Annotated in this window: 13 protein-coding genes; 9 read left to right on the top strand and 4 right to left on the bottom strand. The window is 63.4% G+C overall.

Translation table 11 applies throughout. The features are described from left to right. Positions 1-28: 28 nt before the first annotated feature. Positions 29-2,026 carry a sigma-54-dependent Fis family transcriptional regulator gene (locus tag HU748_RS10760; protein WP_186720318.1) on the bottom strand — a complete coding sequence of 666 codons (1,998 nt, stop codon included), beginning with the start codon at positions 2,024-2,026 and terminating at the stop codon, positions 29-31. Positions 2,027-2,269: 243 nt separating this feature from the next. Here HU748_RS10760 and HU748_RS10755 point away from each other — a divergent pair, with 243 nt between their 5' ends. From HU748_RS10755 to HU748_RS10715, 9 genes are all read left to right on the top strand, one after another. Beyond that, the gene (locus HU748_RS10755; RefSeq protein WP_065861505.1) at positions 2,270-3,790 is read left to right on the top strand and encodes an aldehyde dehydrogenase family protein; all 1,521 of its coding nucleotides are present in this window, start codon (positions 2,270-2,272) and stop codon (positions 3,788-3,790) included. A gap of 198 nt (positions 3,791-3,988) precedes the next feature. Beyond that, positions 3,989-5,437, top strand: a complete 1,449-nt coding sequence (gene eat, locus HU748_RS10750; protein WP_186669232.1) for an ethanolamine permease — start codon at positions 3,989-3,991, stop codon at positions 5,435-5,437. Between the two features lie 49 nt (positions 5,438-5,486). Further along, positions 5,487-6,881 carry an ethanolamine ammonia-lyase subunit EutB gene (locus tag HU748_RS10745; protein ID WP_186669230.1) on the top strand — a complete coding sequence of 465 codons (1,395 nt, stop codon included), beginning with the start codon at positions 5,487-5,489 and terminating at the stop codon, positions 6,879-6,881. An 8-nt stretch (positions 6,882-6,889) separates the two neighbouring features. Next, entirely contained in the window at positions 6,890-7,708 is an 819-nt protein-coding gene (gene eutC / locus HU748_RS10740; protein ID WP_186720316.1) for an ethanolamine ammonia-lyase subunit EutC, read from the top strand. Positions 7,709-7,816: 108 nt separating this feature from the next. Further along, on the top strand, positions 7,817-8,275 hold the full coding sequence (locus HU748_RS10735) for a GNAT family N-acetyltransferase (RefSeq protein ID WP_186669225.1): 459 nt from the start codon (positions 7,817-7,819) through the stop codon (positions 8,273-8,275). Between the two features lie 209 nt (positions 8,276-8,484). Beyond that, positions 8,485-9,132 (top strand): DedA family protein, encoded by a 648-nt coding sequence (locus HU748_RS10730; RefSeq protein WP_186720314.1) that lies wholly within the window; start codon positions 8,485-8,487, stop codon positions 9,130-9,132. A 6-nt stretch (positions 9,133-9,138) separates the two neighbouring features. Further along, positions 9,139-9,954, top strand: coding sequence for a M90 family metallopeptidase (locus tag HU748_RS10725; RefSeq protein ID WP_186669220.1), 816 nt, complete (start codon positions 9,139-9,141; stop codon positions 9,952-9,954). Positions 9,955-10,048: 94 nt separating this feature from the next. Continuing rightward, positions 10,049-10,576, top strand: a complete 528-nt coding sequence (ppa, locus tag HU748_RS10720; RefSeq protein WP_003255365.1) for an inorganic diphosphatase — start codon at positions 10,049-10,051, stop codon at positions 10,574-10,576. A gap of 225 nt (positions 10,577-10,801) precedes the next feature. Next, positions 10,802-11,488 (top strand): S24 family peptidase, encoded by a 687-nt coding sequence (locus HU748_RS10715; protein ID WP_186669218.1) that lies wholly within the window; start codon positions 10,802-10,804, stop codon positions 11,486-11,488. A 267-nt stretch (positions 11,489-11,755) separates the two neighbouring features. Here HU748_RS10715 and HU748_RS10710 read toward each other — a convergent pair whose 3' ends face one another. From HU748_RS10710 to HU748_RS10700, 3 genes are read right to left on the bottom strand one after another with little or no spacing between them, the layout of a single operon-like run. Then, positions 11,756-12,262: a fimbrial protein gene (locus HU748_RS10710; protein WP_186669216.1), complete on the bottom strand. Its 507-nt coding sequence runs from the start codon at positions 12,260-12,262 to the stop codon at positions 11,756-11,758. Between the two features lie 16 nt (positions 12,263-12,278). Then, positions 12,279-12,758: a spore coat protein U domain-containing protein gene (locus HU748_RS10705; RefSeq protein ID WP_186669214.1), complete on the bottom strand. Its 480-nt coding sequence runs from the start codon at positions 12,756-12,758 to the stop codon at positions 12,279-12,281. A 17-nt stretch (positions 12,759-12,775) separates the two neighbouring features. Beyond that, positions 12,776-13,696 (bottom strand): fimbrial protein, encoded by a 921-nt coding sequence (locus HU748_RS10700; protein ID WP_186710324.1) that lies wholly within the window; start codon positions 13,694-13,696, stop codon positions 12,776-12,778. Positions 13,697-13,705: the final 9 nt, after the last annotated feature.

Here is a 13,705-nt window from a genome sequence, read left to right as displayed (position 1 = left end):
GCGAGGGAAATCGCACCCGCTGTTTCGCTCAACCGGCCCTGGCGATACCGTGTTTGCGCAGTTTTCGATACAAGGTATTGCGGCTGATGCCCAAGTGTTCGGCGACACGGGTCATGTGCCAGTGTTTTGCCTCCAGCACGTCCAGCAGCGCCTGGCGTTCTGCACCCTGCAATACATCGACGCCCACCGATCTCTCAGGCGTGACACCGGACCTGTGGGAGCGGGCTTGCCCGCGAAGAGGCCCGACCTGACAAGGCAAGGCGAGGGCGTTGCCCTCGTTCGCGGGCAAGCCCGCTCCCACAGAGCTCGCGCGAGTCCTGACAATAGAGGGAAGGTCCGGGAACCGGATCAGGGAGCCCTCGCACAAGGCGACTAGCGTGCGCAGCATATTGCGCATCTGTCGCACGTTCCCCGGCCAGGCGAAGTCCAGCAGCGCCTGGCGCGCCTCGGGAGCCAACTGCACCACCTGCCCTTGCCCCTCCTGGCGCAACAGGAAGTCCAGCAACGCCCCCCTGTCACTGCGCTCGCGCACCGCCGGCAGCGCCACCTCCATGCCATTGAGCCGGTAGTACAGGTCCTCACGGAAACTGCCCTGCTCCACCCGCTCCAGCAAGTCGCGGTGCGTGGCACTGACGATACGCACATCCACCGCCTGCGGCTCACCGCCAATCGGCACCACCTGGCGCTCTTCCAGCACCCGCAGCAGGCGGGTCTGCAAAGCCAGCGGCATGTCGCCGATCTCGTCCAGCAACAAGGTACCGCCATCGGCTTGCAGCAGCTTGCCACGCATCCCTTCCTTGCGCGCCCCGGTGAAGCTGCCACCGCGATAGCCGAACAGCTCGCTCTCGATCAGGCTCTCGGGGATCGACGCACAGTTCACCGCCACGAACGGCTTGCCACGGCGCTGGCTGGCCTGATGCACGGCCAGGGCGAAGGCCTCTTTACCGCAGCCGGTTTCGCCGCGCAGCAGCAGCGGCACATCGCGTTCGAACACGCGCACGGCACGCTGGAAATCGTGTTGCAAGGCCGGGTCCAGCAAGCAGATGCCAGGCTGCGCAGCGGGAATGCCCCGGGGCAGGCTGGCCGGTACGGTCCATTGCGGCGCCCTCGCCTGCCCGCGCAGGCTGGCAAACACCTGGCGGCCATCGCGGGTGCGCAACGGCCAGACCGTATTGCCGACTGGCGTGGCACGGCTGAATAGCTCGTCATGACTGCAGGCGAAGAACATCTCCAGCGGCTTGCCCAGCACACCGCCACGAATGGTGTTCAACAGGTTCAGGGCACTCTGGTTGGCGGCGCAGATGCGGCCATCGCCATCGAACGCCAGCAACCCTTCGCTGAACTGACCGACCGACTCGGCTTGCACATGAAAGCGCAGCAACCATTGCTGCTCGAAATGACGCAGGAAATAACAGCTCTCGATCATCTTCGCCGAGAGGTTGACCAGCGCCATGGTGTGAAACTGGCTCTGGCGCGACACGTCCGGCCGCGCCGAGGACACATCGAGCACTGCCAGCAGCTCGCCGTGCGGGTCGAACACCGGGCTCGCCGAGCAGGTCAGGCCGGTGTGCCGACCACGAAAATGCTCGTCCTGGTGAATGGTCAGGGCCTGACGTTCGACCAGGCACGTACCGATGCCATTGGTACCCTCGCGGGCCTCGCTCCAGTCCGCGCCCAGCCACAGCCCGGCACGCTCGAAGCTGCGCCGCTCGGTGGGCGAGGTGACACAATTGAGGATCACGCCGCGGGCATCGGTGAGCAACACCGCATGGCCGGCGCCGGACAGCTGCTGGTGCAGGCTGTTCATTTCATGATCAGCGATCTTCAGCACCTTGCGCAGGCGCTCGCGACTCTCCAGCAGACGACCGTGCTCGAGCACTACCGGTGCCTCGAGCACAGACGGGTCAAGGTGATAGTCGTCCAGGCAGCGCAGCCAGGAGCGGGCAATGGAAGGGTCGCTGCCAGCTTCGCCACGGGCAACGGTATGCACTTGCTGGGCATGGCGGCTGAATGCGTTGCTCTGCATTTGTTGTTGTTCTCCGCAGATAGAGATTTCAGCCAGCATCCTCCGCAGCGACCGCCCGGTCAAGCACGTACCGCAAACGGTACAAAGTGTCACCCTGGCCGTGCCAGCACTGGCACACACACCCAGCGAAGCCGCCCTGCGCGTGACCCAAGTCATTGATTTGGCTAGGGCCCACCACGCTGGCCCGACCTTTGCTCTACGCTTTTCAACTCCCCAACAAACACAATAGCCAGGAGACACACCATGCGTTACGCACATCCCGGTACCGAGGGCGCCAAGGTCTCGTTCAAGAGCCGCTACGGCAACTACATCGGCGGCGAGTTCGTAGCTCCGGTCAAAGGGCAATACTTCGAGAACACCTCGCCGGTGAATGGCAAGCTGATCGCCGAATTCCCCCGCTCCACTGCCGAAGACATCGACAAGGCCCTGGATGCCGCCCACGCCGCCGCCGACGCCTGGGGCCGCACAAGCGTGCAGGACCGCTCCAACGTCCTGCTGAAGATCGCCGACCGCATCGAGCAGAACCTCGAAGTGCTGGCCATCACCGAAACCTGGGACAACGGCAAGCCAATCCGCGAGACCCTCAACGCCGACATCCCGCTGGCGGTCGACCACTTCCGCTATTTCGCCGGCTGCATCCGCGCCCAGGAAGGCGGCGCCGCCGAAATCAACGAAAACACGGTCGCCTACCACATCCACGAACCGCTGGGCGTGGTCGGCCAGATCATCCCTTGGAACTTCCCGCTGCTGATGGCCGCCTGGAAGCTCGCACCGGCCCTGGCCGCCGGCAACTGCGTGGTGCTCAAGCCCGCCGAGCAGACCCCGCTGGGCATCACCGTACTGCTCGAGCTGATCGGCGACCTGCTGCCCAAGGGCGTGCTCAACGTGGTCCAGGGCTACGGCCGCGAGGCCGGTGAAGCGCTGGCCACCAGCAAGCGCATCGCCAAGATCGCCTTCACAGGCTCCACCCCGGTGGGCTCGCACATCATGAAGTGCGCCGCCGAGAACATCATCCCGTCCACCGTGGAACTGGGCGGCAAGTCGCCGAACGTCTACTTCGAAGACATCATGCAGGCCGAGCCGACCTTCATCGAGAAAGCGGCCGAAGGCATGGTGCTGGCCTTCTTCAACCAGGGCGAGGTGTGCACCTGCCCGTCCCGCGCCCTGGTGCAGGAATCGATCTACCCGCAGTTCATGGAAGTGGTGATGAAGAAGGTGCTGCAGATCAAGCGCGGCGACCCGCTGGACACCGACACCATGGTCGGCGCGCAGGCCTCGCAGCAGCAGTTCGAGAAGATCCAGTCCTACCTCAAGATTGCCCAGGAAGAAGGCGCCGAGCTGTTGACCGGCGGCAAAGTGGAGCAGCTCGAAGGCTCGCTGGCCACCGGCTATTACATCCAGCCGACCCTGCTCAAGGGCAACAACAAGATGCGTGTGTTCCAGGAGGAAATCTTCGGCCCGGTGGTCAGCGTCACCACCTTCAAGGATGAGGCCGAAGCCCTGGCGATCGCCAACGACACCGAGTTCGGCCTGGGTGCCGGCGTCTGGACCCGCGACATCAACCGCGCCTACCGCATGGGCCGTGGCATCAAGGCCGGTCGCGTGTGGACCAACTGCTACCACCTGTATCCGGCGCATGCCGCGTTCGGTGGCTACAAGAAGTCCGGCGTCGGTCGTGAAACCCACAAGATGATGCTCGACCACTACCAGCAGACCAAGAACCTGCTGGTGAGCTACGACATCAACCCGCTGGGCTTCTTCTAAAACAGTGCGTTGGGGCTGCTGCGCAGCCCATCGCGGGGCAAGCCCGCTCCTACAGAAATTGCGCAATCTGTGTGTAGGAGCGGGCTTGCCCCGCGATGGGCCGCAAAGCGGCCCCAACCGCTCTGGCTCGCTTCCTGCAACACAAATCACCAAGGCCCGGAATCCCTTCCGGCCACCAAAAAAACAACAGGTGAAACCATGCCAAGCGATCACTCCGCCGGCACGCCGGCAAGTTCCTCCGTAGATTTCGAGAAAGTCGGCTCCGACTATTTCCAGCAACGTGAACTGAAAAAAGGCGCCGCAGGCTGGGTCCTGCTGGTGGGCCTGGGCGTGGCCTACGTGATTTCCGGCGACTACGCCGGCTGGAACTTCGGCCTCGCCCAAGGCGGCTGGGGCGGCATGTTCCTGGCCACGCTGCTGATGGCCACCATGTACCTGTGCATGTGCTTCTCGCTGGCCGAGCTGTCCTCGATGATCCCCACCGCGGGCGGCGGCTACGGCTTCGCGCGCAGCGCGTTCGGGCCCTGGGGCGGCTTTCTCACCGGCACGGCGATCCTCATCGAATATGCCATCGCCCCTGCCGCCATCGCCGTGTTCATCGGCGCCTACTGCCAATCGCTGTTCGGCATCGGCGGCTGGATGATCTACCTGGCGTTCTACATCGTCTTCATCGGCATCCACATCTTCGGCGTCGGCGAGGCGCTGAAGCTGATGTTCATCATCACCGCCATCGCTGCGATTGCACTGGCGGTGTTCCTGATCGGCATGGTGCCCCATTTTGATGCAGCCAACCTGTTCGACATCGCCAAGACCGACGCCGTCGGCGCCAGCAGCTTCCTGCCATTTGGCTATGTCGGCATCTGGGCGGCAATCCCCTATGCGATCTGGTTCTTCCTCGCCGTCGAAGGCGTGCCCCTGGCCGCCGAAGAGACCAAGAACCCCAAGCGCGACCTGCCCCGCGGCCTGATCGGCGCGATGCTGGTGCTGCTGGCCTTCGCCCTGCTGATCCTGGTGGTCGGCCCCGGCGGCGCCGGCTCCGAAGCGCTCAAGGCTTCGGGCAACCCGCTGGTCGAGGCGCTGTCGAAGGCGTACGGCGGCTCGACCTGGATGGGCGGCTTCGTCAACCTGGTGGGTCTGGCCGGGCTGATCGCCAGCTTCTTCTCGATCATCTACGCCTATTCGCGGCAGATTTTCGCACTTTCACGCGCGGGCTACCTGCCGCGCAAGCTCTCGGAAACCAACAAGAGCAAGGCGCCGGTACTGGCCCTGGTGATCCCCGGCATCATCGGTTTTGCCCTGTCGCTGACTGGCCAGGGTGACCTGCTGATCCTGGTCGCGGTGTTCGGTGCCACCCTGTCCTACGTGCTGATGATGGCCGCGCACATCACCCTGCGCATCCGCCGACCGAAGATGGAGCGCCCGTACCGCACGCCCGGCGGCATCTTCACTTCGGGCGTGGCGCTGGTGCTGGCCTGCATCGCCGTGGTCGCCGGCTTCCTGGTCGACCCACGCGTGGTGATTGGCGCTGCCGTGATCTATGCGGTATTAATTGCCTACTTTGCTTTCTACAGTCGCCACCATCTGGTGGCCGGGACGCCGGAAGAGGAATTCGCCGCGATCCAGAAGGCCGAAGAGGCCTTGCACTGATCGCCGACTTACGCCGCAGGCCAGCCCTGCGGCGCCCTGGAGATTCTGTATGGCAAGTTTCGTACACACGGTAGGCAATCTGGTCTACCGCTTCGACAGCCTCAAGGAAGTCATGGCCAAGGCCAGCCCGGCGCGCTCGGGCGACTTCCTGGCCGGTGTTGCCGCCAGCAACGACGGTGAGCGGGTCGCCGCACAAATGGCCCTGGCCAGCATCCCGCTCAGTCACTTTCTCAACGAAGCGCTGATCCCCTACGAACAGGACGAGATCACCCGGCTGATCATCGACACCCATGACGCCGCCGCTTTCGCCCCGGTCAGCCACCTCACCGTCGGCGGCCTGCGTGACTGGCTGCTCAGCGAGGCGGCCGACGAAGCCAGCCTGCGCGCCCTGGCACCCGGCCTGACGCCGGAAATGGCCGCCGCCGTATCCAAGATCATGCGTGTCCAGGACCTGGTGCTGGTGGCGCAGAAGATCCGCGTGGTCACTACCTTTCGCGGCACCATGGGCCTGCGCGGGCGGCTGTCGACCCGCCTGCAGCCCAACCACCCCACCGACGAGCCGGCTGGCATCGCCGCCAGCATCCTCGACGGACTGCTGTACGGCAACGGCGACGCCATGATCGGCATCAACCCGGCCACCGACAGCATCGCCTCGATCTGCGCCCTGCTGGAAATGCTCGATGCGATCATCCAGCGCTACGACATTCCCACCCAGGCCTGCGTGCTCACCCACGTCACCACCTCGATCGAGGCGATCAACCGAGGCGTGCCGCTGGACCTGGTGTTCCAGTCCATCGCCGGCACCGAGGCCGCCAACGCCGGCTTCGGCATCAACCTCAACGTGCTTCAGGAAGGCTACGAGGCCGGGCTGTCGCTCAAGCGCGGCACCCTCGGGCAGAACCTCATGTACTTCGAGACCGGCCAGGGCAGCGCGCTGTCGGCCAACGCCCACCACGGCGTCGATCAACAGACCTGCGAGACCCGCGCCTACGCCGTGGCTCGGCATTTCAAGCCATTCCTGGTCAATACCGTGGTCGGTTTCATCGGCCCGGAGTACCTGTACAACGGCAAGCAGATCATCCGCGCCGGCCTGGAAGACCACTTCTGCGGCAAGCTGCTCGGCGTGCCGATGGGCTGCGACATCTGCTACACCAACCACGCCGAAGCCGACCAGGACGACATGGACACCCTGCTGACCCTGCTCGGTGTCGCCGGGATCAACTTCATCATGGGCATCCCTGGCTCCGACGACATCATGCTCAACTACCAGACCACCTCGTTCCACGACGCGCTTTACGCGCGCCAGACCCTCGGCCTGAAACCCGGCCCGGAATTCGAAGCCTGGCTGGAACGCACCGGCATCTTCACCCAGGCCGACGGCCGGGTGCGCTTCGGCGACAACCTGCCTCCGGCCTTCCGCCACGCGCTGGCGCAGCTCGCATAGGGATGAGCATGGACCGACATACCCCCACACATGACAATCCCTGGCTGGCCCTGCGCAACCTGACGCCCGCGCGCATTGCCCTGGGCCGTACCGGCACAAGCCTGCCGACCGGCGCGCAACTGGACTTCCAGTTCGCCCACGCCCAGGCCCGCGATGCGGTACACCTGCCCTTCGACCATGCCGGCCTGCGCCAGCAACTGAGCGACCGTGGCCGTGACAGTCTTTTGCTGCACAGCGCCGCTGCCGATCGTCACCAGTACCTGCAGCGTCCCGATCTGGGCCGTCGTCTGAGCGACGACTCGGCGCTGAAACTGCGCGAACACGCCCAGGCCAACCCGGGCGGCGTCGATCTGGCAATCGTGGTGGCCGACGGCCTCTCGGCATTGGCCGTGCATCGCCACACCTTGCCGTTGCTGAGTCGCTTCGAGGAACAGGCCGCCGCCGATGGCTGGAGCAGCGCCCCGGTGATCCTGGTGGAGCAGGGACGGGTCGCGGTGGCCGACGAGGTCGGCGAGCTGCTCGGTGCGCGGATGACCGTGATGCTGATCGGCGAACGTCCCGGACTGAGCTCACCCGACAGCCTGGGCCTGTACTTCACCTACGCCCCGAAAGTGGGCCTGACCGACGCCTACCGCAACTGCATCTCCAACGTACGCCTGGAAGGCCTGAGCTACGGCATGGCCGCGCATCGCCTGCTGTACCTGATGCGCGAGGCCTGTCGCCGGCAGCTTTCAGGGGTGAACCTGAAGGATGAAGCCGAGGTCCACAGCATCGACAGCGAAAATTCCCCCAAAAAATGCGGAAACTTCCTGCTCGGTGAAGGGTAAAAAACATGTAACCCAAGGCGGATTGCGCTTCTAGGCTGCCTTGGGGCAGCATGCCGGTACGAGGCAGCTTGCATCCCCCCGTTCCCACATGGACTCTGAGGCCTGCTCATGCGCATCATCAAGGCAACCCTGGAACACCTCGACCTGCTCACCCCGCTGTTCGTCACCTATCGCGAGTTCTACGGGCAACTGCCCTACCCCGATACTTCGCGCACCTTCCTCGAGAAGCGCCTGAAACGCGGCGAGTCGGTGATCTACCTGGCCCTGCCGGATGACGACGACCACAAGCTGCTGGGCTTCTGCCAGCTCTACCCGAGCTTCTCGTCGCTGTCGCTCAAGCGCGTGTGGATCCTCAACGACATCTACGTCGCCGAGGATTCCCGGCGCATGCTGGTGGCCGACCATCTGATGCGCGAAGCCAAGAAGATGGCGAAGGAAACCAACGCCGTACGCATGCGCGTGTCCACCAGCAGCAACAACGAGGTGGCGATGAAAACCTACGAGTCCATGGGCTTTCGCAAGGATACCGAGTTCGAGAACTACGTCCTGCCGATCAGCCAGGATTGACCAGCCGGGCTTCTGGCCTGTGGGGACGGCACCTGCCGTCCCGTAACCCGCCGCTACAAACTCCCCGGGCATCTTCCCGACTTCGCCGTATAATGCCCCATTCGTCATGTGTGAAAAGTTACCTATCCACCGGTGAACATGCCCACGCAAAATGACGTCGTCCGTCATCGCGCGCCCGTGGAAGCGGGTCAAGACAACAGGTGCTGTACATGGAATTCAACCCGCTGGACCTTATCCTGCATCTCGATGCCTACCTCGACCTGCTGGTGACCAACTATGGTCCCTGGATCTACGCCATTCTGTTCGCGGTGATCTTCTGCGAGACCGGCCTGGTGGTCATGCCCTTCCTGCCGGGCGATTCGCTGCTGTTCATCGCCGGCGCCGTGGCCGCGGGCGGTGGCATGGACCCGGTACTGCTCGCCGGCCTGCTGATGATCGCGGCGATCCTGGGCGACAGCACCAACTACGTGATCGGACGCACGGCCGGAGAACGGCTGTTCCGCAACCCGAACTCGAAGATTTTCCGCCGCGACTACCTGCAGCGCACCCACGAATTCTACGAACGCCACGGCGGCAAGACCGTCACCCTGGCGCGCTTCCTGCCGATCCTGCGCACCTTCGCGCCATTCGTCGCCGGCATCGCCCACATGCACTACCCGCGCTTCCTCGGCTTCAGCGTCGCCGGCACCCTGCTGTGGGTCGGCGGCCTGGTCACCCTGGGCTACTTCTTCGGCAACGTGCCCTTCATCAAGCAGCACCTGTCGCTGATGGTCGTGGCCATCATCGTCGTGTCGCTGGTGCCGATGATCCTCGGTTTGCTGCGTGGCCGGCTGGGCCGTACCGCCAAGGCCCACTGACCGTCCATGTGGTCGTTCAGCGCCTGGCGGCGCAAGCGCACCCTGGCGCGCTACCAGGTCGATCAAGCACTGTGGCAGGCGATCCGTGACCGTCTGCCCCTGCTCGACGGCATCAGCGACGAGGAAGACCGCTGGCTGCGCGAGGCCAGCGTGCTGTTTCTCTACGACAAGCACCTCACCACCCTGCCCGGCGTCGAGCTGGACGACGAGCAGCGTCTGTTCCTCGCGGCCCAGGCTCAGCTACCGCTGCTGCACCTGGGCGATCTGAACTGGTACCAGGGCTTTCACGAGATCATTCTCTACCCCGACGACTTCAAGAGCCCGCAGCGCCACCGCGACGCCAGTGGTGTCGAGCACGTGTGGGACGCCGAACACAGCGGCGAGGCCTGGCAGCAGGGCCCGGTGATCATGGCCTGGGCCGGCGTCGAGGCCAGCGGCGGCTGGGAAGCCTACAACCTGGTGATCCACGAGCTGGCGCACAAGCTCGACATGCTCAACGGCGACGCCAATGGCCTGCCGCCCCTGCACCCAGGCATGGACGTCAGTGCCTGGGCCGAGGCCATGCAACAGGCCTACGACGACCTCAACCGCCAGCTCGACGCCAACCCTGACCTGGAAACGGCCATCGACCCCTACGCAGCGGAAAACCCGGCCGAGTTCTTCGCCGTGACCAGTGAATACTTCTTCAGTGCCCCTGACTTGCTGCATGAAAGTTATCCACAGGTGTACCGGCAATTGTCGCTGTTCTACCGCCAGGACCCGCTGGCCCGCCTGACACGCCTGCAAGCCGAGCACCCGCAGTACCGCGACGCCTCCGTCTGATCTGCCCGCACATCAGGCCGACCGTGGCATGCGTTGGCGGAATGTGCCTATAATCGCCGCCACTTTTTTTGGTCAATCACGGGGGCAAAGCCCAATGAGCTACAGCAAGATTCCTGCGGGCAAGGACCTGCCGAACGACATCTACGTCGCCATCGAGATCCCGGCCAACCACGCGCCGATCAAATACGAGATCGACAAGGACAGCGATACCCTGTTCGTCGACCGTTTCATGGCAACCCCGATGTTCTACCCAGCCAACTACGGCTTCATCCCCAACACCCTGGCCGACGACGGTGATCCGCTGGACGTGCTGGTCGTCACCCCGTACCCGGTCGCCCCAGGCTCGGTGATTCGCGCCCGTCCGGTCGGCGTGCTGAACATGACCGACGACGGCGGCGGCGACGCCAAGGTCATCGCCGTACCGCACGACAAGCTGTCGCAGCTGTACGTCGACGTGAAAGAGTACACCGACCTGCCGGCCCTGCTGATCCAGCAGATCGAGCACTTCTTCGCCAACTACAAGGATCTGGAGAAGGGCAAGTGGGTCAAGATCGAAGGTTGGGAAGGCGCTGACGCCGCCCGCGCCGCGATCACCAAGTCGGTTGCCGCCTACAAGGGCTGATGACCGCCTTGCCATGAAAAAGCCCGGCCATGTGTGCCGGGTTTTTTTATGCCTGTCAGATACAGACACCGTTTTCTTGCGGGGTCTTCAAATGCCTCATCCAGAAATAAGAGAAAAATCCCACATTAGCCTGCAAAAGCGGCCGACAAAAACTCCAGATTCCCACCATCAGCATAAACATCCTGTTTATTTCCTCGCCTCGCGCCACAATCTAGACTCGCCGCCATGAACAATTCCGGTGACCGTCTCAAGACCCTTCTGCAGGAATGTGGCCTGACCGCTTCCGACTTCGCCGCCCAGCGCAAGGTCACGCCCCAGCACGTGAACAATTGGTTCAAACGGGGTATTCCCCTGGCGCGCCTGGACGAACTCGCCGACCTGTTCTGCGTCCATCGCCGCTGGCTGCGCAACGGCGAAGGCCCCAAGCACCCGAGCCCGATCCTGCGTCCTGGCCTGCCTCAACCCGAAACCACGCTACCCGGCCATGGCGGCAGGCAGATCTGCGTCGATTTCCACCGCCTGCTCGACGGCCTGCTCATACCGGATCCGGACCGCCACCTGCTGGTGTCGGCCCAGGCCTTGGAGACGCTCGGCATCCTCCCGGAAAATGCCATCTGCCTGGACATGCCGGACGCCAACATGGCCCCGCTGATCCCCATTGGCGCCGCCCTGGCCATCGACCGCAGCCTGACCCGCGTGGTCGACGGGCAGACCTACGCGCTGCTGCACGAGGGCCGGCTGCGGGTGCACAGCCTCAGCGTGGGGCAGAACGGCACGCTGTGCCTGCACAGCCACGACCGGCGCAACTACGCCGTCGAGCGCTACACCCCGGCCCAGCGCCACGCCCAGGGCATGCAGGTATTGGGTTGGGTATTCTGGTGGTCGTGGTTCAGCCGCCAGCGGCCCGTATGACACACCCGGTGCCAATTTTCGCTGGGCATCCCTGGCGAGCCCTAGTATGCTACGCGGCACATTTAGCCGAGGGTCGGCACAAGCCGCATCCCAGAGCACCTGACGACGCCCCACACGGCCGTTTGTCATCTTTTTCAGGCCTCGATGGCCAACCTGTTAAGGCGGTTGCGGCTTACCAAAAATTGGCCAAGCCCGTCCCCGAGAGCCGGCCACAAGCCGGCTTTTTATTTGTCCGAAGAAATCCAATAGTACTCATCGGCCTTCCCCTCACAAATACTCCATAACCATCAGCAACTGTGTCTGATACCCCCCAACCGCTGGAGTCTGATCCCCCATCTTGATCGCCTTGGCTCCCAAACTAAGCTGCAGATTTCCACCGGAAACGGTGAACGCCAACACTTCGTTGAGCCGCAAAGCAGATGTCGGCGAGGCCGAAGTCAGGTCACGCAGCCGCAGACGCAAACCCAGTCCATTGAGAGTGGTCTTGAGCGTGGCGTCGTCGTATGCCGCATCAGCCGGCACCAGGCGCAGATTCACCCGAGTATCGTCGGCGCAGCGAAACGCCAGCGGCACGTCGGTCCAAGGAGATGAGCCAGCCGTCAGTTCGTTGCGGCTTATCGCTGGCAACGAAACGCTCTGGCTCTGCGGGAACAGTGTGGTGCACAAAGGCCGTACCAACGCGCCGGTAACTTGCAGCTCACTCGCTGCGTCGGCGCGGACCAGGCTTGCCTGGCACATCAACACAGGCAGGCACAGTGCAATGATCCCCCTCATCCCAGCCCCCGTCGATTTACAGATAAACAATATTCACGACCGCCGAGGCCGAAAAGGCTCCCTCAGTCAGCGCGCCCTGCGCAACCAGCCTGGCCGACATACCAAGATCGACTGCCCCCGATACATTGCTCACCGTCCGCGCCACCCCGCGCACATTGATGGCGGTGTTGTTGTCCTTGCGCAGCAGCTGGTAGCCGAGGTTCGCTCGACCGGCAGATGCGATGGTGTCGGTCAGCGCGCTCGAAGCCGTAATTGCGATCGTGAACGATGAGTTAGCTGGACAGGTGAGCGCCAGGGGCAGATCGATTGCCGGCGCTGCGGCCACTTTGTCGTATTCGATACTGCCAAAATTGGCGGTGAGGGTTCTGGCGCTGGTCAAGGTGCACGGCGGTCGCGTGAGAGTGCCACTCACGTTGATGGTCACCGACTCGGTAGCGGCGTTAGCTGATGCGCTCATTACAAGGGCAGCCGCAGCACAAAAAAATGGAATTTTCATGGTTCAGCTCCGGAAGATCAGGGGTACGTTAGCGTTAGGGTGTACTGGCTGGAAAAATTGCCTGTTGGCGGAGCGCCCGCATTATTCAACCTCGGCTGAAAGCGCAAACTCAGGTTGTTAGTGCCCGCTGCCAGCGCGATGCTTCGCGCGCTGCCAAGTGCGACCGGGCTGTTCGTGTCAGCCCAGGTGCTGGCCATGGACAAGCCGGACAAGGTGGTCGCGGAAAGTCCTTGTGCCGCGTTCACGACAGCTTGCGTGGGTGTGAGGGTTGCACGAATGGTCGATGCTGACTGGCAGTTGACAGCGATGTTCGCTACCTGACTGGCGCTTGCAGTTTCAGCGTTCGACAGCGTACCGAAGTACACGTTGGAAGGTGCGGTGGAGTTCAACCTGCAGGCCGGGTTTGCCACGGTGTATTGCACCAACCCGGAATAAACCCACTCCGACCAATTCTCGTAGCCGCCAATGGAAGTGATTGCGTAGTTGAACAGCAGAAAGTAGGGCCCAGGCCTGTCCACCGCCCTCGTGTAGATAGTGGTCGAAATCGTGAATCGCGTGCCGACAGGCAGCGCGGTGCAGCCGTTAGGCATGCAAGTCGTACCGGTAGTTCCAAGCCCCCCCCGACTGACTTGCTGACCGTTGGCCATGACCACAAATGTGCCAAGGGGTGCACCGTTCGAATATTGCGCGGTGTAAGTGATGTTGGCACCGACGGGGAAGCGCCGAGTGATGTTGCAATCAAGGCTCACGGGAATCGTGAATATATCGCCCGGAGCCAAGGTGCCTCTGTCCATTTGCAAAGGCGTGCTGGCGCAGGTCAAGTTGTTGCCGACGAACGCTTGCGCAGCGGGGTGGAACAGCACCGCCATGATCATGATGAGTGCTGTCCAGCACGTCTGGGCCATGTTCGGGCGAGGGGTTGAGGTAAGAAGCTTCATATCAAGAAT

It is taken from the genome of Pseudomonas sp. RW3S2, from assembly GCF_014268955.1.
In the GTDB taxonomy this organism is placed as follows: domain Bacteria; phylum Pseudomonadota; class Gammaproteobacteria; order Pseudomonadales; family Pseudomonadaceae; genus Aquipseudomonas; species Aquipseudomonas wayambapalatensis.
The sequence above is the reverse complement of the archived record's forward strand: the minus strand, read 5'-3'. Positions and strand labels throughout refer to the sequence as shown.